Below are 21584 nucleotides of genomic sequence, written 5' to 3' on the forward strand. Positions count from 1 at the left end.
AGCTGATGGTGCGCGCCGCCGTGCGTCTGGCCGAGCGCCTGCATGTGCGTCCGTTGATCATCGGCCTGACCATCGTCGCCCTCGGCAGCAGCGCGCCGCAGATGACCGTCAGCCTGCAAGCGGCGTTGACCGACAACCCGGACATCGCCGTCGGCAGCGTGGTCGGCAGCGGCATCTTCAATATCCTCGTAACCCTTGGCCTCTCGGCACTGATCATCCCGCTGCGCGTGTCGCGGCAACTGGTGCGCCTGGATATCCCGCTGATGATCGGTGCCAGCCTGCTGGTATTCATCCTCGCCTGGAATAAAGACCTCGGGCGTTTCGACGGCGTCGTGCTGCTCGGCGCTTTGGCGCTGTACCTCGGCTTGCTGTTGCGTCAGTCGCGACATTCGACGCGCCCTCATACAGAGCGACCAACCGAGACGCAGCAATCCTGGTTGATCAGTGTGCTGATGATTCTCGCTGGCCTGGCCATGCTGGTGTTCGCCGGGCGTTTGCTGCTCGGCGCCGCCGTGGTCGTGGCCACCGACCTGGGCCTGTCGGAACGGGTCATCGGCCTGACCGTGGTTGCGGTCGGCACCTCGCTGCCGGAACTGGCGACCTCGCTGATCGCTGCGTTGCGCGGGCAGCGTGACATTGCCGTGGGCAACGTGATCGGCGCCAATCTGTTTAACCTGCTCGGAGTGCTCGGGCTGACCGCGCTGCTCGCACCGACGCCGCTTTCCGTCTCTCCCAACGCGCTGGATTTTGACTTGCCAGTGATGCTCGGCGTCGCTGCGCTGTGTCTGCCAGTGTTTTACTCGGGCTACCGCGTGACTCGAGCCGAAGGCTTGCTGCTGCTCGGTTTGTATCTGGTCTACGGGCTGCATGTGGTGTCGTTCACCACCGGCATGCCGCTGGCCGGCAAACTCGAGCGCTTGATGCTGTTTTATGTCCTGCCGGCGCTGCTGACGTTTCTGCTGTTCACGTCGATCCGCGCCTGGCGTCGCCAACACCACAAGAGAGATGTGCCATGAGCGAGTCGAAGCAGTCCGGGGTTGAAATCCGTCGTCAGGTCATGGGCGATGCGTTCGTTGATCGCGCCTTGGGCAACGCCACCGAGTTCACCCAGCCGTTGCAGGATTTCGTCAATGAACACGCCTGGGGTGGCGTGTGGAATCGTGAGGGGCTGCCGCTGAAAACCCGCAGCCTGATTACCCTCGCCGCGCTGACCGCGTTGAAGTGTCCGCAAGAGTTGAAGGGCCACGTGCGCGGTGCGCTGAACAACGGCTGCACGGTGGAAGAGATTCGCGAAGCACTGCTGCATTGCGCGGTGTATGCCGGCGTGCCAGCGGCGATCGATGCGTTTCGCGCGGCGCAGGAAGTGATCGACAGCTATCAGAAACCGCAGTGACCGCCTTCGCGAGCAGGCTCGCTCCCACAGTTGGAATGCGTTTCCCTGTGGGAGCGAGCCTGCTCGCGAAGAGGCCCTGACAGACACTGCAAATCCTTGGTCAGATCCACCCACCCCACTGCAACACAAAGATCCCGACATTGGTGGTAATAGCCGCCATCAACGTGGTCATCACGATAATCGCTGCTGCAAGCTCATGATTGCCCTGCGCCGCCCGGGCCATGACGAAACTCGCCGCCGCCGTCGGGCTGCCAAAGTAGAGAAACAGAATCCCCAGCTCCGCGCCGCGAAAGCCCCACAGCCATGCCCCCAGTGTCGCCAGCACCGGCAGACCGATCATCTTCACCAGGCTGGAACTGAGCGCCATGTTGCCGCTCTTGCGCAGCGCCGCCAGTGACAGCGTGCCGCCGATACAGATCAGCGCCAGTGGCAACGTGGTCTGCGCCAGATACTGGCCGGAGGTCTCCAGCCAGCCCGGCAGTCCGATCTTGAAATAGGCAAACGGCGCTGCCGAAATCACGCTGATGATCAGCGGGTTGCTGAACACGCTTTTGCAGATGCTCCACGGATCGGACTTGATCACCGGGCTGTATACCGCCAGCACGATGGTCGACAGGGTGTTGTAGAACAGGATCACCAGCGCCGCGAGAATCGCCCCGAGGGAAATGCCGTACTCGCCGTACATGCTCGCGGCGAGCGCCAGGCCTATCACGCCGTTGTTGCCGCGAAACGCACCCTGGGTGTAGATGCCGCGATCTTCGCGCGGACACCTGAAAATCGCCCACCCCCAGGCCACAGCGAAACTCACCAGCGTTGCGAGGGAAAAGTAGATCAGTAGCGAAGGTTGCAGCGCGGCGTGCAGGTCGGCGTGGAGGATGCCGAGAAACAGCAGCGCCGGCATGGTCACGTTGAACACCAGCGACGAGGCGGTGTGGATGAAGTTGTCGTTGATCCAGTCGATGCGCTTGAGCAGCACACCGAGAAACAGCATGGCAAACACCGGCGCGGTGATGTTCAGGGTTTCAAGAAAGATTGCCAGCATGCCGGAGAGCCTTGGGTGAGCTTAGTCAGGGGGGCAATGATAAAGCAAAAGCCCCTCACCCTAGCCCTCTCCCAAAGGGAGAGGGAACCGATCGGGGGATATTTAAACAATCCACCGACCTGAAATGACATCGTCGAATCCATAATCGACCCGATTTGTCAGGTCGATGTATAGCGCCAAACAACTCGGTCGGCCCCCTCTCCCTCCGGGAGAGGGCTGGGGTGAGGGGCTTTTGATCTTCCATGAAACGATCAGGTAATCGGCGCCGGGTTGAACAAGGTGATGTCGTTGTGCAGCTTGTGTTTCTCCGCCCAGGTCTGTTGCTTGCCACTGGCAACATCCAGGTAATAGTGAAACAACTCCCAGCCGAGTTCTTCGATGGTCGCGCGCCCGGTGGCAATGCGTCCGGCGTCGATGTCGATCAGGTCCGGCCAGCGCTGCGCCAGTTCAGTCCGCGTCGAAACCTTGACCACCGGCGCCATGGCCAGCCCGTAAGGCGTGCCGCGACCGGTGGTGAACACGTGCAGGTTCATCCCTGCTGCCAGTTGCAACGTACCGCAGACAAAATCGCTGGCCGGCGTCGCGCAGAAAATCAGGCCCTTGTGCTTGAAACGCTCGCCCGGGCCGAGCACGCCATTGATCGCGCTGCTGCCGGACTTGACGATCGAGCCCAGCGACTTCTCGACAATGTTCGACAACCCGCCCTTCTTGTTGCCCGGCGTGGTGTTGGCGCTGCGATCGGCCTCGCCCTTGGCCAGGTAACGGTCGTACCAGTCCATCTCGCGTACCAGCTCTTCGGCGACGGTTTGCGTCTGCGCCCGCGACGTCAGCAGGTAGATCGCATCGCGCACTTCGGTGACTTCGGAAAACATCACCGTCGCCCCCGCACGCAACAGCAAGTCCGAGGCATAACCCAGCGCCGGGTTGGCGGTGATGCCGGAAAACGCATCGCTGCCGCCGCACTGCATACCGAGAATCAGCTCGGAGGCCGGCACGGTTTCGCGGCGGCGCTGGTCGAGTTTCTTCAAGCGCACTTCAGCCAGTTCCATGATCTGCTCAATCATTTCGGTGAAGCCGTGACTGGAATCCTGCAAGCGGTACAACCACGGATCGCTGAGATCCACCGAGGCATCGTCCTCGTGCATCACCTGCCCGGCCTGCAATTTCTCGCAGCCCAGACCGATCACCAGTGCTTCGCCGCCCAGGTTCGGGTTGCGCGCCAGATTGCGCACGGTACGAATCGGGATGTAGGCGTCGGTCGCGGTAATCGCCACACCGCAGCCATAACTGTGGGTCAGCGCCACCACGTCATCGACGTGCGGGTACTTCGGCAGCAGCTCTTCCTTGATGCGCTTGACCGCGTGATCGAGCACGCCGGTGACGCACTGCACGGTGGTGGTGATGCCGAGAATGTTGCGCGTGCCGACGGTGCCGTCGGCGTTGCGATAACCCTCGAACGTGAAGCCTTCCAGCGGTGCCTGCGCATCCGGCACATCGGTGGACAGCGGCAAGCTGTCCAGCGGCGGCGCGGTGGGCATGCGCAGTTGATCTTCCTTGACCCAACTGCCGCGACGGATCGGCTGCAAGGCATAGCCGATGATCTGCCCGTAACGAATCACCGGGCCGCCTTCGGGAATATCCTCCAAGGTGACCTTGTGGCTCTGCGGTACGAAATCCAAGGTGACCAGGCCGTCGGCGAACTCAGTACCGGCCGGTACGCCCTGATCGTTGACCACCACTACAACGTTGTCCCGCTCGTGCAGGCGGATGTAGCGCGGCGAGTCGGAATGTTCAATCAACTGCATGACGCCGCTCCTCAGGAATGCGCTTGAGACAAATTGCCGGTGGCTTCATTGCCGCCCTTGGCTGGCGGCTCTTTCAAGACCACACGCTTGATCGGGCCGACGATTACCAGATAGCTGAACACCGCGACCAGTGCGTTGGCACCGACAAACACCAGCGCCCACTTGAACGAGCCGGTGGAGCTGATGATGTAGCCGATGACGATCGGCGTGGTGATCGAAGCGATGTTGCCGAAGGTGTTGAACAAGCCACCGCTCAGACCGGCGATCTGTTTCGGCGAAGTGTCGGAAACCACCGCCCAGCCCAGTGCGCCAACGCCTTTGCCGAAGAATGCCAGAGCCATGAAGCCCACCACCATCCATTCCACGTCAACATAGTTGCACGCGACGATGCTGCTCGACACCAGCAGGCCGGCGATGATCGGCGCCTTGCGGGCGAAGGTCAGCGAATGGCCCTTGCGCAGCAGGTAGTCGGAAATCACCCCGCCGAGCACGCCGCCGATAAAGCCGCAAATGGCCGGCAACGAAGCGATGAAACCGGCCTTGAGAATGGTCATGCCACGCTCTTGCACCAGATACACCGGGAACCAGGTCAGGAAGAAATAGGTGATGCCGTTGATGCAGTACTGGCCCAGATACACTCCCAGCATCATGCGGTTGGTCAGCAGCTGACGGATGTAATCCCACTTCGGACCGTCGGACTTCTTGCCCTTCTGATCCATGTCGACCATGCCGCCGTTGTCAGCGATGTGCTTGAACTCGGCCTCGTTGACGCGTGGGTGTTCGCGCGGGCTGTAGATGACTTTCAGCCACACCAGCGAGAACACGATACCGAGGATACCCATGACGATGAACACGTGCTCCCAGCCGAAGCTGTAGACGATCCAGCCCATCAACGGCGCGAACAGCACGGTGGCAAAGTATTGCGCCGAATTGAAGATCGCCGAAGCGGTTCCGCGTTCAGCGGTCGGGAACCACGCCGCCACGATGCGCGCGTTGCCGGGGAACGATGGCGCCTCGGCCAGGCCCACCAGGAAACGCAGCATGAACAGCGCAACCACTGCCGTGGACATGCCGAATTCACCGACGAAGCCTTGCAGCACGGTGAACAGCGACCAGGTGAAAATGCTCAGGGCATAGACTTTTTTCGAGCCGAAGCGATCGAGCAGCCAGCCACCGGGAATTTGCCCGGCCACGTAAGCCCAACCGAATGCGGAGAAGATGTAGCCGAGGGTGACGGCGTCAATGCCAAGGTCCTTTTGCAGGCTGGAGCCGGCAATGGCGATCGTGGCACGGTCGGCGTAGTTGATCGTGGTCACCAGAAACAGCATGAGCAGGATCAAATAGCGGACGTGAGTCGGCTTGGAGGATTGCATGCAGATGTACTCCCACTGATTATTTTTATGCGGGGTGAAGCTTCTTTGGTCTTGCATTTATTGCCTGTAGGAGCTGCCGAAGGCTGCGATCTTTTGATCTTGATCTTGAAAAAAAAGATCAAAAGATCGCAGCCTTCGGCAGCTCCTACAGGGGTATTGCGTGTATCAGGAGCCTACATAGGCGGTTTTCACCACGGTGTAGAACTCTTGTGCATAGCGGCCCTGCTCACGGGAGCCGTAGGACGAACCTTTACGCCCGCCGAACGGTACGTGGTAATCCACACCGGCGGTCGGCAGGTTGACCATCACCATCCCGGCCTGGGAGTGGCGCTTGAAGTGGTTGGCGTACTTCAGCGAGGTGGTGGCGATGCCGGCCGACAAGCCGAATTCGGTGTCGTTGGCCATTGCCAGCGCGGCTTCGTAATCGGCCACACGAACAATGTTGGCCACCGGGCCGAAGATCTCTTCGCGGCTGATGCGCATCGACGCTTCGCTGTCGGCGAACAGCGTTGGCGCGAGGAAGTAGCCCTCGGTGTCGCAAGTCACCACACCGCCGCCGCTGACCAGACGTGCACCTTCGGACTGGCCGATGTCGATGTACTTCATGTCCTGTTCCAGCTGCGCCTGGGAGACCACCGGACCGATGTCGGTGCCGGCCTTCAGCGCGTGGCCGACCTTGATCGACTTCATGCGCTCGGCCATCGCTTCAACGAACTTGTCGTGAATGCCGGCGGTGACGATCAGACGGCTCGACGCTGTGCAGCGCTGGCCGGTGGAGTAGAACGCGCTCTGTACCGACAGCTCGACCGCTTGCTTGAGGTCGGCGTCGTCGAGAATGATCTGTGGGTTCTTGCCGCCCATTTCCAGCTGCACCTTGGCCTGGCGCGAAACGCAGTTGACGGCGATCTGGCGGCCAACGCCCACCGAACCGGTGAAGCTGATGCCGTCGACTTTCGGGCTGTTGACCAACGCCTCGCCAACCACGCGACCGCTGCCCATTACCAGGTTGAATACACCGGCCGGGAAGCCCGCGCGGGAGATGATTTCCGCCAGCGCCCAGGCGCAGCCCGGCACCAGATCGGCAGGCTTGAGCACGACGCAGTTGCCGTAGGCCAGGGCCGGAGCAATTTTCCACGCCGGGATGGCGATCGGGAAGTTCCACGGCGTGATCAGACCGACCACGCCCAGGGCTTCGCGAGTGACTTCGACGTTGACGCCCGGGCGTACCGACGGCACGTAGTCACCGGACAGACGCAGGCATTCACCGGCGAAGAACTTGAAAATGTTGCCGGCGCGGGTCACTTCACCGATCGCCTCCGGCAGGGTCTTGCCTTCTTCACGGGCCAGCAGGGTGCCAAGCTCTTCGCGACGGGCGAGAATTTCCGTGCCGACTTTATCCAGCGAATCGTGACGAGCCTGGATGCCCGACGTGGAGTACGCCGGAAACGCAGCGCGGGCAGCGTCGATTGCGGCGTTGACCTGGGTCAGGTCAGCCTTGGCGTAGTCGCCGATGGTGTCGCTGAGTTCGGACGGGTTGATGTTGGCCGAGTAATCGGCACCGGCGACCCATTCGCCATTGATGTAGTTGTCGTAGCGTTTTGCAGTTGTCACAGGGCAGCCCTCAACTCTAAAAGCCATCACGCAAAAAGCCGCTGATTGCTCAGCGGCCTCGCTTTTCTCGTTTACTGCGCGCCTTGCTTGTCGATCAGCGCGGCGAGCATTTCGTACTCTTCGCCGGTCAGGTCGGTCAGCGGCGCACGCACCGGACCTGCGTCATAGCCGGCGATTTTTGCACCTGCCTTGACGATACTCACGGCGTAACCGGCCTTGCGGTTGCGGATGTCCAGGTACGGCAGGAAGAAGTCGTCGATGATCTTGCCGACGGAGGCGTGATCTTCGCGAGCGATCGCGTGGTAGAAGTCCATCGCGGTTTTCGGGATGAAGTTGAACACCGCCGAGGAGTACACCGGCACGCCCAAAGCCTTGTAGGCAGCGGCGTAGACTTCAGCGGTCGGCAGACCACCCAGGTAGCTGAAGCGATCACCGAGGCGGCGACGGATCGACACCATCAACTCGATATCGCCCAGGCCATCCTTGTAGCCGATCAGGTTCGGGCAGCGCTCGGCCAGACGTTCCAGCAGCGGCGCGGTGAGACGGCAAACGTTGCGGTTGTAGACGACCACGCCGATCTTCACCGATTTGCACACGGCTTCAACGTGGGCGGCAACACCGTCCTGGCTCGCTTCGGTCAGGTAGTGCGGCAGCAGCAGCAGACCTTTGGCGCCCAGACGCTCGGCTTCCTGAGCGTATTCGATGGCCTGGCGGGTCGAACCACCAACGCCAGCGAGGATTGGCACGCTGGATGCGCAGGTGTCGACGGCAGTCTTGATGATTTCCGAGTATTCGCTGGCGGCCAGGGAGAAGAACTCACCGGTGCCACCGGCGGCGAACAGAGCCGAAGCGCCATACGGAGCCAGCCATTCCAGGCGTTTGATGTAGCCCGCGCGGTTGAAATCGCCCTGCGCGTTGAAATCGGTCACCGGGAAAGACAGCAGGCCGGCAGAGAGGATGGACTTCAGTTCTTGTGGATTCATTATTCGAACACCCTGGTAGCAACGTTTTATTGTGAGTGGACCATTCAGCCTTCGCCGAAGTTGTAGGTCATCGTACAACTTAAAAAATAACCGTCAACTGCATTTCATCGTTGGCAGGGCTTTTTTGTCGGACAAGATTGGCTTTTGCGCTTTATGAAATGGCTACAAGGCTCGCGCTTGACGCGTTCGAGGGCTGAAATATCTGGTCTGGATTCGTTTAATTCTGAGGCGACCTGCGGCTCGTAAAGTACGTCGACTGCCACGAAGGATCGTGGCGGACCACACAAAGGAAGCCGCTATGTCGATGCATTTTGCCGCCCCCACCCTCACCCACGTCGCCCCTGCGCAAGACGATTGCGTGACGCTTCAGCTCTCGCAATTGCCGGACATCCTCACCGTGCAGGTCCCGGATTCCAGCGATTTCGCAGCAAACTGGAGCGTCTACGCGGTCCTCGGCAGCGATGCCGAGGAACCTGAATGGGAAGGTGATGAGGTGGACACTGGCGCCTGGGACGACGCCGAGGATGAAATGGAAAAGTTGCTCGACATCGAGGTGCAGCTGCCGAAAGAGGCATTGCAACCGTACCTGAACCGCGAGGTGGAGCTGCGTTACAAGTTTCGCGATGAGTCGAGCATGGAGCCGTATTCGCTGCCGCTGCGAATGCGCATAGAGGCGTAAGACTCAGCTTCGCTGCGCCTGCGCCTCTTCATGAGCCTGGCGCAGTCTTTCACGGCTATTGGTCAGGTGCAGACGCATCGCCGCACGCGCGGCATCGGAGTCCTGACGGGCAATCGCGTCGTAGATTTCCTCGTGCTCGCGGCTCAGGCGGCTCATGTAATGCTGTTGATCGTCGTGGGCCAAGCGCGCCGAGTTCAGCCGCGTACGCGGAATGATGCTGGTGCCCAGGTGCGTCATGATGTCGGTGAAGTAGCGGTTGCCGGTGGACAGGGCAATTTCCAGGTGGAAAGCGAAGTCCGACGACACCGCATCGCTGGCATGGGAGGCGCTTTCGTTCAAGGCGTCGAGGGCGGCGCGCATGGTTGCCAGTTGTTCGGGGCTGCGGCGTTGCGCGGCAAGGCCGGCGGATTCGACTTCGAGGCTGATGCGCAATTCGAGAATCGCCAGCACGTCACGCAGGGTGACAACGGTGGCCGGATCAATGCGGAAACCGCTCGGGCTCGGCGTATCGAGAACAAAGGTGCCGATGCCGTGGCGGGTTTCTACCTGGCCGGCGGCCTGCAGACGGGAAATTGCCTCGCGGACCACGGTGCGGCTGACGCCATGGGCTTCCATGATCGCCGACTCGGTGGGCAACTTGTCGCCACGCTTGAGCAGGCCATCGCGGATCTGCTCGCTCAACACCGTCACCAATTCCTGGGCGAGGCTGCGGCGCTTGCGGGGGAGGCGCGGGGTGTCGATCAGCTTTTCCATGGTCTGCATCTTGTCTCGAAAGTTCGGCTTGGCGCCATCATAGCTCAAGCGGGTTGTACGATCACCGGGCAGATCACATTGCCCCACTGTGGGAGCGAGCCTGCTCGCGAAAGCGGTGGTTCAGACGACAGATTCGTCGACCGATATGACCCCTTCGCGAGCAGGCTCGCTCCCACAGGTGGGTGTTCAGACAGTTATGGCCTGTTCGACCAGACGACCGCTGTCGATCCGCACGTGCCGTGGATGGAATCGTTTCAAACTGCTTCGGTGACCGACGCTGACAATGCTCAGCCCCGGAATCTCATCGATCAACGCCTGATACAAGGTCGCCTCGTCCTCTTCATCCATCGCCGATGTAGCCTCGTCCATGTACAGCCATTGCGGTGCGTAGAGAAGCGCGCGGGCGAAGGCCAGGCGTTGTTGCTCGCCCGGTGAAAGCATGCGCTGCCAGTGATTGGCTTCATCCAGCCGCCCAATCAAATGTGGCAGACGACAGGTTTCCAGCACCTGTGCATAACGTTCTGGCGCGTAGGTGTCGCCCGGTTGTGGATAACTCAACGCTTCACGCAATGTGCCGATCGGCAGATAAGGCTTCTGCGGCAGGAACAGATAACGCGCCGCCGGCAAACGAATATTGCCGTGCCCCGCCGGCCACAAATGCCCCATCGCTCGCAGCAGTGTCGACTTGCCGCTGCCGGACCGCCCGCTGAGCATCACGCGCTCACCCGGTTCAACGGTCATGTCGGCGTCGGTCAGCAGGTGACGACCATCGGCCAGATCGAGGCCGAGGTTGTGCACCTGCAACTCACTGCCCTGGTTCTGCACGTCAATGGCCGGGGTGCGTTGTTCGTTGTCGCTCATGGCCTGACGGAAACTCAGCAAACGATCACAGGTGGCGCGCCACGCGGCGAGATCCGAGTAGGCGGTGATGAACCAGCTGAAATTCTCCTGCACGTTGCCGAACGCCGAGTTGATTTGCATCAGCTCGCCCAGTTCGATCTTGCCGGACAGATAGCGCGGTGCGGCGACGACAAACGGGAAAATGATTGCGATCTGCCCGTAGCCGGAGGTGAAGAACGTCAGGCGCTTGGACACGCGCATGATGTCCCAGAAATTGTGCCAGACCAGTCCGAAGCGATTGCTCAAGCGGCGGTTTTCATTGGGTTCGCCGTTGTACAAGGCGATGCTTTCCGCATTCTCACGCACGCGCACCATGGAAAAACGCAGGTCTGCTTCGAAGCGTTGTTGCTTGTTGTTCAGACCGATCAGACGGCGACCGATCAAATGCGTCAGCCAACTGCCGACCGCCGCGTACAACAGTGCGCACCAGAACATGTAGCCGGGAATCTCGATGCCGAACACTTCGATACTGCCCGACACGCCCCACAAAATGATCGAGAACGACACCAGACTGACAATCGTGCGCAGCAGCCCGAGGCCCAGGCTCAGGGTGTTGGCGGTGTAAGTGTTGAGGTCTTCGGAAATCCGCTGGTCGGGGTTATCGGTATAACCGCCCTGCTCCAGCTGGTAGTAATTCTTGTGGTCCAGCCAGCGCTTGAAGTGCTTTTCGGTCAGCCACGCCCGCCAGCGGATCGTCAGCATCTGCGTCAGATACAACCGATACACCGCGCCGAGAATCGCCACCGTCGCGATGCCGCAGAAATACAGGATCAACTGCCAGAACGCGGCTTCATCCTTTCTCTGCAAAGCGTTGTAGAAATCCTTGTACCAACTGTTGATCCACACCGAGATCGCTACGCTGAACAGCGTCAGCGCAATTACGGCAATCAGCAACGTCCAGGCCTTGCCCTTCTCTTCGCTGCGCCAGTAAGGCGTGGTCATCGCCCAGACTTTGCGAAAAAACTGCCCGCGCACAGCATCGTTGACCGCGGAATATTCAGCGTTCTGATTCATGGATAAGGCTCGATAGTAAAAAGAACGGACACGCGCCGATCATAGATGATCGGCGCGTTTTATCGCGAGGGCTGGCGATAGTCGTTCAGCGCAGGTTCAGCGACGCACCGGGCGCTTCTGCAGTTTGCGCTGCAAGGTGCGGCGGTGCATGCCCAGCGCGCGGGCCGTGGCGGAAATATTGCCTTCGTGCTCGGTGAGCACGCGCTGGATGTGCTCCCATTGCAGACGATCGACCGACATCGGGTTTTCCGGCACCAGACTGTCGAGATCGGCGTGCTCAGACAGCAGCGCGGCCAGCACGTCGTCGGCATCGGCGGGTTTGCACAGGTAGTTGCAGGCGCCACGCTTGATCGCCTCGACTGCCGTGGCAATGCTCGAATAACCGGTGAGGATCACCACGCGCATTTCCGGATCGAGTTCCAGCAGCTTGGGCAGCAGGACCAGACCGGAGTCGCCGTCCATTTTCAGGTCCAGCGCGGCGTAATCAGGCAGATCGGCCTGGGCGATGGTCAGGCCTTCTTCAGCGGAACCGGCGGTGCTGACGCGAAAGCCGCGACGGGCCATGGCGCGGGCCATGACGCGGGTGAAGGTCGCGTCGTCGTCGACCAGCAGCAGATGCGGCAGTTCTTCGCCTTCGACTTGGATTTCGTCACTCATGTTGGTCTCCTCGGGCGCCGTGGGGCAGGCGCAGCTCGGTGAGCGTGCCGCCTTCCTCATGACTATAGAGTTTCACTGAGCCGCCGGCGCGTGTCACGCTGGCCTTGCTCAAAAACAGGCCCAGGCCGAAACCTTTGCCCTTGGTGGTAAAAAACGGCTTGCCGATCTGCTCGGCGATGGCCAGCGGCACACCGGCGCCGTGGTCGCGAATGCTGATGGTCAAAGTCTCTGCGTCCCAGTCGAGGGTCACCTGGAGATTTTCCGGGCAGGCGTCGGCTGCATTGTTGAGCAGATTCAGCAAGGCCTGGGTCAGATCCGGCGGCGGCGCCATGCGCGGCACCGCCCCCTGACCGAGACGCTGGAAGCGATAACTGGCTTCCGGGCGCATCAGGTGCCAGCGGTTCAGCGCTTCGTCGAGCCAGCCGGTAACGTCCTGCATCTCGACCGCCAGACGCCGATTGGCCTCGGCGGCGCGAACCAGTTGCTGCAAGGTTTCCTTGCACAGCTTGACCTGATCCTGCAGCACTTTCAGATCGTCCTGCAGCAACGCATCGGGGTGATCCTGCTGCATTTCCTTGAGCAACACGCTCATGGTCGCCAGCGGCGTACCCAACTCATGCGCGGCACCGGCGGCCTGGGTCGCAACGGCGAGCAGCTGCTGATCACGCAGCCCTTCCTCCCGACGAATCGCGCGCAGCTCTTCCTGCCGACGCAGTTCTTCAGCCATGCGCGCGGCGAAGAAGGTGATCACCGCAGCGGCCAGGGCAAAGCTCAGCCACATGCCGTAGATCTGCAGATTCTCACGGGCGACCGGCAAGGTTTCCAGCGGATAGAAACGCGTCAGCATCAGCGTGTACAGCGCCAGCGCGATGCCCGACAGAATCACCGAATAACGCCACGGCAAGGTCACCGCCGCGATGGTCAACGGCACCAGATAATAGGAAACAAAGGGGTTGGTCGAACCGCCGGAGAAATACAGCAGCGCACTGTGAATCACCAGATCGCAAGCCAGTTGCAGCGCGTATTCGAGCTCGGTCACCGGCCACGATGTGCGCAGGCGCACGGCAGTGAACACGCAGAGCAGAATCGAACAGCCCAGGGTCATCGCCAATTGCACCCACGGCAACGGCAGCAATTGCAGCCAGTAGGCCAGACCCACGGACCCGGCCTGCGCGGCGAGCACAAGTGTGCGGATGAAAGTCAGCCGCCAGAGGTTCTGGCGAGTGGCGGAAGTCAGTTGTACGGGGGCGAGCATGAGCTCTCCTGATGAGCGCTCCAGGCGGATCGCACGGAGTATAACCAAGGCGCGGGGTTCAGAGGCGAAAGTGCGGCAAACGACCACATGGCGACGATGGAGAATTCATCTGAGTTGAAGAAGATTCCGAGGGCTATTGGAGATCAATTGTGGCGAGGGGATTTATCCCCGCTGGGTGGCGGAGCCGCCCCCAAATCATGCGACCTCATTTAACCAGACATACCGCATCAGCCGGATTTGCGACTGCTGCGCAGCCGAACGGGGATAAATCCCCTCGCCACAGAAGCACTCCCCACTGCGCGCAGGCATCTGTATAGAAGTTGTAACTGGGCGAACCGGATCATAGAAGTTAGAGTCTGATGGTTCACGCAGGCCGCGACCCATCACCTGCGCCTCATTCAAGGAGCCTTCATGCACACATTTCGCCGCAGCGCCGCCCTCCTCGCCCTGACCGTCGGCAGCGTCGCCAGCCTCCCGGCGCTGGCCGCCGATGAGCTGCACTACAACCAGATTTCCTTGCGCGCCGAAGTCAGCCAGGAAGTGGCCCGCGACCAGATGATCGTGACGCTCTATACCGAAGAGCAGAACACCGACCCGGCCAAACTCGCCGCCGCCATCAGCACCACCATGAACAAGGCCACCGCCCAGGCCAAACAAGTCAAAGACATCACCCTGCGCACGGGCAGCCGCAACAGCTATCCGATCTACGACACCAAAGGCCAGAAGATCACCGGCTGGCGCGAACGCGCCGAACTGCGCCTGGAAAGCACCGACTTCGCCGCCCTGTCCAAACTCACCGGCGAGCTGCTGACCGACCTGAAAATGGGCGGCATGGACTTCGCCATCGCCGACCCGACCCGCAAGGCCAGCGAAGACCAGTTGCTCAAAGAAGCCGTCACCGCCTTCAAGACCCGCGCCCAACTGGCCACCGACGCCCTGGGCGGCAAAGGCTACAAAATCGTCAACCTGAACCTCAACAGCAACGGTTACCCACAACCGTACCTGCGCGCGCCGATGATGATGAAAGCCGCGGCCATGGATTCCGCCCCGGTGACCCCGGAAGTAGAAGCCGGCACCAGCCAGGTCAGCATGACCGCTGATGGCTCGATTGAAGTGTTGATGCAGTGATTTGAGCTTGGCTGAATGAAGGACCGGCAATCAGTCAATGGTTGCCGGTTTTTTTTGTGCCCGGGTTTTGTAGTGAATGATCCACCGCTATCGCTGGCAAGCCAGCTCCCACAGGTTGAACGCATTTCCATGTGGGAGCGAGCCTGCTCGCGAAGAACGATGACGCGATCTCAAGCGTGCGGATCAACCCGATCCAGCGCCCGATTCACCGCCAGCTCCGCCAGCATGATGATCTGCTGAATCGCCAGCGCCGTATTGCGCTGCGGCCTACCAAGCTGATCGGCAAAATCGCTGGCCAGCGTATTGGCTGAAGCAAGGGACTCACAGGCGTGAGCCAGCAGGCTTTCGGTGTCGATGTCGGGCCGGACCAGAAACATCGTGCTGGCCTGATGGGGTTTGCCGGGTGGCGGGCAGAGATAGAAATCGAGGGCACGCTTGATGGCTTCGCGGTTCTTCGCGAGATCGTCGGCACGCAGCGCGGCTTCAAGGGGGGTTGAGGTTTCTTCGGGTGGGTCGGGGACTGGTTTGCTCATGCGCTTCACCTATGAGGTTGAGCCATCTCGATGCCGTTTCTCACACGACGAAGAGGTGGCAGCTTTGTGCGGGGTGAGAAAACCGGTCATAGGCACCCGGCCGGACATAAGCCCGCCCGCACAGAGCCGCCATAACGCACTTGCAGGCAGCAAACTTGCTGGCGGCAATTATGCGGATCTGGGCACTGAATGACTATGAATGTCGGGTTCTCACACCCGATCGCTGAACAACCAGCGACGACCCAAGCCTAGAGAGCGCACGTCCGACGGACAACCTGAAAACCTTGTGGGAAGGTTCTGGCTGTTTCGCAGCGGATTTAAACAGCCAAAAAGCAAACCCTCACCCTAACCCTCTCCCAGAGGGAGAGGGGACTGACCGAGGTGTTTGGGGGAGATACGCCAACGTGAAACTCCGAGTTGAACTCAGGATTTGAAAAGCACACAAATCAGCCCCCTCTCCTCGGGGAGAGGGCTGGGGTGAGGGGCAAATCCACAACAAAAATAACGCCGAACACCCGCTTTTCACCACTCAATAGGCCGAGTGTCAGCTCGCCTGCTCTTGATCTTGATCCACCGGCGACGTCGGAAGGCTGAGTGGAGGGATTGATCCGGGTGTGGGAGCGCAGCGACCGTTCGACGAAGTCGAACACAGCGGAAGGAGGTGCAGCGAAGCAAACCGGAGCCGCTGCGCCCGGATCAGTCCCGGAGCGAAGGGACCCCGAGCCCCAGCGAGTGGGCCGAACGTAGGAGCTAGCGTTTTTTGCTTACTTTTTTAGGCGCTTGTAAAAAAGTAAGTCGCCGTAAGGGCGAAACCGCCAGCCGCCACACCGCAAAAAACGGATATTCACCCAAACCAACCAACACCCTGGTCGGCCCAAAGGCCGCCAAGGTGCCACCAATCGAAACACCCAGTTGCACCAAGTAAAACTCCCCAATCCCTGCCCCAATCCACCCCACCAAAGCCCACCGCGAAAACCCCTCAACCCCGCCCATCCCCAAGGGTATAAATAAGTAACACCAAGCCCCACCCAAGCGCACCCGACACCTCCAGCGCACCATTTCAGTGCCCCGAATGCACCGCAAAAACCACCCGCAAACGGTCAAATGCGTCAAAAGTTATACGGATGCGACATTAAGGTACGTTCGTGCCACCGTTTAACGCCGCCGACCGCTCTGGATCTTGCATTGGGTATGGGGCCTGCATAAGTATCCGCAGGCACGACTCACGAGGTCGTACCTCACAACTAAAAAATGACAACAAATCATGAGGCCAACATGCTTAAACACGCGGTCATTCCGTTTCTAGTCGGCGCAGGCTTGTTAGCCTCCGCACCTTTCGCCACCGCTGCGACTAACCTGGTGTTCTGCTCCGAAGGGAGCCCGGCCGGTTTTGATCCAGGCCAGTACACCACCGGAACCGACTTCGACGCCTCAGCCGAAACCATGTTCAACCGCCTGACCCAGTTCGAGCGCGGCGGCACCGCCGTGATTCCTGGCCTGGCGACCAAGTGGGACATTTCCGACGATGGCCTGACCTACACCTTCCACCTGCGTGAAGGCGTCAAGTTCCACACCACCCCGTATTTCAAGCCGACTCGTGAGTTCAACGCCGACGACGTGCTGTTCACCTTCAATCGCATGATTAACAAGGATGACCCGTTCCGTAAGGCGTACCCGACCGAATTCCCGTACTTCACCGACATGGGGATGGATACCAACATCACCAAGATCGATAAAGTCGACGACCACACCGTCAAGTTCACCCTGAAAGAAGTCGACGCCGCGTTCATCCAGAACATGGCCATGAGCTTCGCGTCCGTGCAGTCCGCCGAATACGCGGCCCAACTGCTCAAGGATGGCAAAGCCGCCGACATCAACCAGAAGCCGATCGGCACCGGCCCGTTCGTGTTCAAGAGCTACCAGAAAGACTCGAACATCCGTTACACCGGCAACAAGGATTACTGGAAACCTGAAGACGTGAAGATCGACAACCTGATCTTCGCCATCACCACCGACCCGTCGGTGCGTATCCAGAAGCTGAAAAAGAACGAGTGCCAGGTCACCCTGTTCCCGCGTCCGGCCGATCTGAAAGCGCTGAAAGAAGACAAGTCCCTGAAGATGCCGGATCAGGCTGGCTTCAACCTGGGCTACATCGCTTACAACGTGATGGACAAGGTCAAGGGCAGCAACGAGGCCAACCCACTGGCTGACCTGCGTGTGCGCCAGGCGCTGGACATGGCCGTGAACAAGCCGCAGATCATCGATTCGGTTTACCAGGGCGCCGGCCAACTGGCGGTCAACGCCATGCCACCGACCCAGTGGTCCTACGACACCACGATCAAGGATGCCAAGTACGACCCTGAGAAAGCCAAACAGCTGCTCAAGGAAGCCGGCGTCAAGGAAGGTACCGAGATCGTCCTGTGGGCGATGCCGGTGCAGCGTCCGTACAACCCGAACGCCAAACTGATGGCTGAAATGCTCCAGTCCGACTGGGCCAAGATCGGCTTGAAAGTGAAGATCACCAGCTACGAGTGGGGCGAGTACATCAAGCGTTCCAAAGGTGGCGAGAACCAGGCCATGATCATTGGCTGGAGCGGTGACAATGGTGATCCGGACAACTGGCTCAACGTTCTGTTCGGCTGCGACTCGCTGAGCGGCAACAACTTCTCCAAGTGGTGCGACAAGAAGTTCGACGGCCTGGTGAAAGAAGCCAAACGCACTACCGACCAGGGCAAGCGCACCGAGCTGTACAAACAGGCGCAACACGTCCTCAAAGATGCAGTTCCAATGACACCTATCGCTCACTCGACGGTGTATCAACCCATGCGCGCCAACGTGCAGGATTTCAAGATCAGCCCATTTGGCCTGAATTCCTTCTACGGCGTCAGCGTCAGCAAGTAAGACATTGCAACGGCGGCGTTTCTGACGTCGCCGTTGCTTTATCTACCGGGAAAAAAGGAAAAGGCCTACACCCAAATCCGCCGCAGATGATTGCTTCGGTATAGGCGCGTCGACTTTTCCTACGAGCATTAAGGCAATTACGTATTTACTGCCAGAGGCACGGTGCCTACCGTCGCGTACTGACCAGTGTCTGCGTGGGCCACCGGTTTTGCCGTACGTATTTGGATTGAGCTCAATGCGACCAGAAAGTCCCGGGATCGGGATCCAGGTGCATTGCATAACACTAAAAAAAGAGGGAGCGTCATGCGCCATACCTTGGTTTTTTCCGCACTGTTGGGCGCCGGCCTGTTGGCCGCCACGTCTGCAAGCTACGCCGCCAGCGACAGCCTGGTGTTCTGCTCGGAAGGCAGCCCGGCGGGTTTCGATACCGCGCAATACACGACGGCCACCGACAACGACGCCGCCGAGCCGCTGTACAACCGCCTGGTGGAGTTCGAAAAAGGCGCGACCAATGTCGTACCCGGTCTGGCAACCAAGTGGGACATTTCCGAAGATGGCCTGAAATACACCTTTCACCTGCGTGAAGGCGTGAAATTTCATACAACCCCTTACTTCAAGCCGAGCCGCGATTTCAACGCCGACGACGTGCTGTTCACGTTCAATCGCATGCTCGATGCGCAACAGCCGTTCCGCAAGGCCTATCCCACCGAGTTTCCGTACTTCAACGGGATGAGCCTGAACAAGAACATCGCCAAGGTCGAGAAGACCGGGCCGCTGACCGTGGAGTTCACGCTCAACAGTGTTGACGCCGCGTTCATCCAGAACATCGCCATGAGCTTCGCCGCCATTCTGTCTGCCGAATACGCCGACAAGCTGCTGGCCGACGGCAAGCCGAGCGACATCAACCAGAAGCCGATCGGCACCGGGCCGTTCGTATTCAAGAGCTACCAGAAAGACTCGAACATCCGCTACACCGGCAACCCGCAGTATTGGGATCCGAGCCGGGTCAAGCTGAAGAACCTGATTTTCGCGATCAACACCGACGCTTCGGTACGCGTGCAGAAGCTCAAGGCCAACGAGTGCCAGATCACCCTGCACCCGCGTCCTGCCGATGTTGAAGCGCTGAAGGCCGACCCGAAACTGCAACTGATTTCCAAGCCGGGCTTCAACCTCGGCTACATCGCCTACAACGTGCGCCACAAGCCGTTCGATCAACTGGAAGTGCGTCAGGCGCTGGACATGGCGGTGAATAAACAGGGAATTCTCAACGCTGTTTATCAAGGCGCCGGCCAACTGGCCGTCAACGCCATGCCACCGACCCAGTGGTCCTACGACGACACCATCAAGGACGCCGCCTACAACCCGGAAAAAGCCAAGGAACTGCTCAAGGCTGCCGGCGTGAAAGAAGGCACCGAGATCACCCTGTGGGCAATGCCGGTGCAGCGTCCGTACAACCCGAACGCCAAACTGATGGCCGAAATGCTCCAGTCCGACTGGGCCAAGATCGGTCTGAAAGTGAAGATCGTCAGCTACGAATGGGGCGAGTACATCAAGCGCACCAAGAACGGCGAGCACGACGTCAGCCTGATTGGCTGGACCGGTGACAACGGGGATCCGGACAACTGGCTGGGCACGCTGTACAGCTGTGACGCCATCGGCGGCAACAACTACTCCATGTGGTGCGATCCGGCTTACGACAAGCTGATCAAACAGGCCAAGGTCGTCACCGACCGCGACCAGCGCACCGTGCTTTATAAACAGGCCCAGCAATTGCTTAAACAGCAAGTGCCGATCACGCCTGTCGCCCACTCGACGGTCAACCAGCCGTTAAGCACCCGGGTTGAAGGATTCAAAGTCAGCCCGTTCGGCCGCAACGTGTTCTCGGGTGTCAGTATCGATTAAACCAACCGATTAGCCGCAATGCTGAGGGGAGCCGTCTACTCCCCTCACGCAAGCGCTTTGCCTAAATTCGCCAATCCGGCTTTTTGCAAACGTTTGCGATGTGTGAACGAGTTCTAAACCAATAACCGGCATACCAAAAAAAGCCGGGATAAAAAGAAAGTAAAGGAGCTTCACCCATGAAACTGAGCAGCACCGCGATACTGGCCCTGGCCATCAGCAGCATCACCGCCACGGCTTATGCGGAAACCCAGAGCCAGGCGTTCACTCCGGTGACCGTCAACACCAAGAGCGCCCAGGCTGAGGCCACTGGGTTCGTCGAAGGACAGTCGATCACCGGTACGACACGTAACTGGTACGCCAACGAGCAACTGAAGCGCGGCGGCAAATTCTCCTATAAAAAAAATGGTTCTCCGGCCGAAACTGACCGTCGGATCAACTGGGTGCAAGGGACCATCGTCAAGTACAACTCGGGTTTCACCGAGGGCACTGTAGGTATCAGCACCGAAGTTGCGGCATATAACGCAATTGCGCTTGAACGTGATCGTGAAAATCTGGCTTCCGGAAATGGCGGCGCCCCAAAGACGGGCGTGGGATCGGGTAACAACCGCACCCTGACGCACAAGAATAACGGTGAAGCCGTAGATCAGTGGAGCAAGGTAGGCCTTGCCAACATCAAGGCGCGCGTTTCCAACACCACTCTGACTGCCGGTCGTATGAGCTTCAGCAGCCCGCAGGTCGACGTGATCGGCAACCGTGCACTGCCTTCGAGCTTCGAGGGTGTCTCCCTGCACAGTGAAGAGTTGAACAATCTGTCCTTCGACTTGGCCACTTTTGATCGCGTCTCGCCACGATCGGAACAAAGCCTGCAGAAATTCCGCGCCGAGTATGCCAACGGCCGTGTCGAATCCGACAAGGTCAACACCGCCGGTATCAGCTATCAGCCGCTCGAAAGTCTGAAAACCAGTCTATGGGGCACGCAAGTTGAAGATCTGTGGAACCAGTACTACTTCGGCGCCACCCATGAACTGGGTGACAGCAGCGTCCTCGCCCTGACTACCGGTTTCAACTACTACAAAACCGTCGACGAAGGTAAGAAGCTGCTGGGCGACATCGACAACGACACCTACTCGCTGTCGTTCGGACTGACCCACCAAGCGCATAACCTGACCTTCTCCTACCAGCAAGTAAACGGTAACGAGTACTTCGATTACCTGCACGAGACTAACGGTATCTACCTAGCCAACTCCCTGCTGTCGGACTTCAACGGCCCGAACGAGAAATCCTTCCAGGTTTCATACGCCATCAATATGGCCGAGTACGGTGTGCCGGGCCTGAAATTCAACATCTATCAAGCTCGCGGCTGGGGAATCGATGGCACGCACTACAACGGCAACAAAGGCGTTGAAGGCAAAGGCTACGACGGCATCCAGGAACAGGATGGCGAGCACCACTATGAATACGGCATCGGTGCGACCTATGCGGTACAAAGCGGTCCTCTGAAAGCCACCACGATTCGCGGCACCTACACAGCCCACCGTGCGAGCGAGTTCCAATCGGACGGCAGCATCAACGAGTTCCGTCTCGTAACCACCATCCCGTTCAACATTCTGTAAAAACGCCAACCGACGGCTGACTCATGATGAGTCGGCCGTTCG

General features: G+C 59.7%; 17 protein-coding genes. 7 read left to right on the forward strand and 10 right to left on the reverse strand.

The window, feature by feature from the left end; all coding sequences use genetic code 11:
* Positions 1 to 5: 5 nt before the first annotated feature.
* Together ACV8MC_RS02565 and ACV8MC_RS02570 are read left to right on the forward strand one after the other, a co-directional pair.
* Complete coding sequence (locus ACV8MC_RS02565) at positions 6 to 1016, forward strand: calcium/sodium antiporter (protein ID WP_375123754.1); 1011 nt, start codon at positions 6 to 8, stop codon at positions 1014 to 1016.
* Positions 1013 to 1393 carry a carboxymuconolactone decarboxylase family protein gene (locus ACV8MC_RS02570; protein WP_024011602.1) on the forward strand — a complete coding sequence of 127 codons (381 nt, stop codon included), beginning with the start codon at positions 1013 to 1015 and terminating at the stop codon, positions 1391 to 1393. Before ACV8MC_RS02565 ends, ACV8MC_RS02570 begins: the two co-directional genes overlap by 4 nt.
* 100 nt (positions 1394 to 1493) lie before the next feature.
* Here ACV8MC_RS02570 and ACV8MC_RS02575 read toward each other — a convergent pair whose 3' ends face one another.
* The 5 genes from ACV8MC_RS02575 to kdgD all read right to left on the reverse strand — a co-directional run bounded on the left by ACV8MC_RS02575 (position 1494) and on the right by kdgD (position 8207).
* A complete protein-coding gene (locus ACV8MC_RS02575; protein WP_457264368.1) occupies positions 1494 to 2435 on the reverse strand; it encodes an AEC family transporter in 942 nt (313 codons plus the stop codon).
* Between the two features lie 251 nt (positions 2436 to 2686).
* On the reverse strand, positions 2687 to 4240 hold the full coding sequence (garD, locus tag ACV8MC_RS02580; RefSeq protein ID WP_016771706.1) for a galactarate dehydratase: 1554 nt from the start codon (positions 4238 to 4240) through the stop codon (positions 2687 to 2689).
* A gap of 11 nt (positions 4241 to 4251) precedes the next feature.
* Entirely contained in the window at positions 4252 to 5613 is a 1362-nt protein-coding gene (locus ACV8MC_RS02585) for an MFS transporter (protein WP_041477964.1), read from the reverse strand.
* Positions 5614 to 5778: 165 nt separating this feature from the next.
* On the reverse strand, positions 5779 to 7224 hold the full coding sequence (locus ACV8MC_RS02590) for an aldehyde dehydrogenase family protein (protein WP_041477963.1): 1446 nt from the start codon (positions 7222 to 7224) through the stop codon (positions 5779 to 5781).
* A 71-nt stretch (positions 7225 to 7295) separates the two neighbouring features.
* Complete coding sequence (gene kdgD / locus ACV8MC_RS02595; RefSeq protein WP_457264371.1) at positions 7296 to 8207, reverse strand: 5-dehydro-4-deoxyglucarate dehydratase; 912 nt, start codon at positions 8205 to 8207, stop codon at positions 7296 to 7298.
* A gap of 298 nt (positions 8208 to 8505) precedes the next feature.
* Between kdgD and ACV8MC_RS02600 the strand changes: the two genes are divergently transcribed.
* Positions 8506 to 8886: a hypothetical protein gene (locus tag ACV8MC_RS02600; RefSeq protein WP_056782919.1), complete on the forward strand. Its 381-nt coding sequence runs from the start codon at positions 8506 to 8508 to the stop codon at positions 8884 to 8886.
* 3 nt (positions 8887 to 8889) lie between these two features.
* Here the strand turns inward: ACV8MC_RS02600 and ACV8MC_RS02605 are convergent, their stop codons facing one another.
* The 4 genes from ACV8MC_RS02605 to ACV8MC_RS02620 form a co-directional block, all read right to left on the reverse strand.
* Positions 8890 to 9639, reverse strand: coding sequence for a FadR/GntR family transcriptional regulator (locus ACV8MC_RS02605; protein ID WP_177327011.1), 750 nt, complete (start codon positions 9637 to 9639; stop codon positions 8890 to 8892).
* 186 nt (positions 9640 to 9825) lie between these two features.
* A complete protein-coding gene (locus tag ACV8MC_RS02610) occupies positions 9826 to 11553 on the reverse strand; it encodes an ABC transporter ATP-binding protein/permease (RefSeq protein ID WP_236169670.1) in 1728 nt (575 codons plus the stop codon).
* Positions 11554 to 11649: 96 nt separating this feature from the next.
* Positions 11650 to 12210, reverse strand: a complete 561-nt coding sequence (locus ACV8MC_RS02615; protein WP_003221630.1) for a response regulator transcription factor — start codon at positions 12208 to 12210, stop codon at positions 11650 to 11652.
* A complete protein-coding gene (locus tag ACV8MC_RS02620; RefSeq protein WP_457264372.1) occupies positions 12203 to 13465 on the reverse strand; it encodes an ATP-binding protein in 1263 nt (420 codons plus the stop codon). The genes ACV8MC_RS02615 and ACV8MC_RS02620 overlap by 8 nt, the downstream gene beginning before the upstream one ends.
* Before the next feature lie 411 nt (positions 13466 to 13876).
* On the opposite strand from ACV8MC_RS02620, the gene ACV8MC_RS02625 reads away from it, so the two are divergent.
* A complete protein-coding gene (locus ACV8MC_RS02625; protein ID WP_016771714.1) occupies positions 13877 to 14593 on the forward strand; it encodes an SIMPL domain-containing protein in 717 nt (238 codons plus the stop codon).
* 170 nt (positions 14594 to 14763) lie between these two features.
* On the opposite strand, the gene ACV8MC_RS02630 is transcribed toward ACV8MC_RS02625, so the two are convergent.
* Complete coding sequence (locus tag ACV8MC_RS02630) at positions 14764 to 15126, reverse strand: DUF6124 family protein (RefSeq protein WP_252877445.1); 363 nt, start codon at positions 15124 to 15126, stop codon at positions 14764 to 14766.
* 1275 nt (positions 15127 to 16401) lie between these two features.
* On the opposite strand from ACV8MC_RS02630, the gene ACV8MC_RS02635 reads away from it, so the two are divergent.
* From ACV8MC_RS02635 to ACV8MC_RS02645, 3 genes are all read left to right on the forward strand, one after another.
* Positions 16402 to 18027 carry an ABC transporter substrate-binding protein gene (locus ACV8MC_RS02635; RefSeq protein WP_016771716.1) on the forward strand — a complete coding sequence of 542 codons (1626 nt, stop codon included), beginning with the start codon at positions 16402 to 16404 and terminating at the stop codon, positions 18025 to 18027.
* A gap of 303 nt (positions 18028 to 18330) precedes the next feature.
* Positions 18331 to 19929, forward strand: a complete 1599-nt coding sequence (locus tag ACV8MC_RS02640; RefSeq protein ID WP_041477956.1) for an ABC transporter substrate-binding protein — start codon at positions 18331 to 18333, stop codon at positions 19927 to 19929.
* 176 nt (positions 19930 to 20105) lie between these two features.
* The gene (locus ACV8MC_RS02645; RefSeq protein ID WP_056782911.1) at positions 20106 to 21542 is read left to right on the forward strand and encodes an OprD family porin; all 1437 of its coding nucleotides are present in this window, start codon (positions 20106 to 20108) and stop codon (positions 21540 to 21542) included.
* Positions 21543 to 21584: the final 42 nt, after the last annotated feature.

It is taken from the genome of Pseudomonas sp. PK-RTE-24 (genome assembly GCF_054052265.1).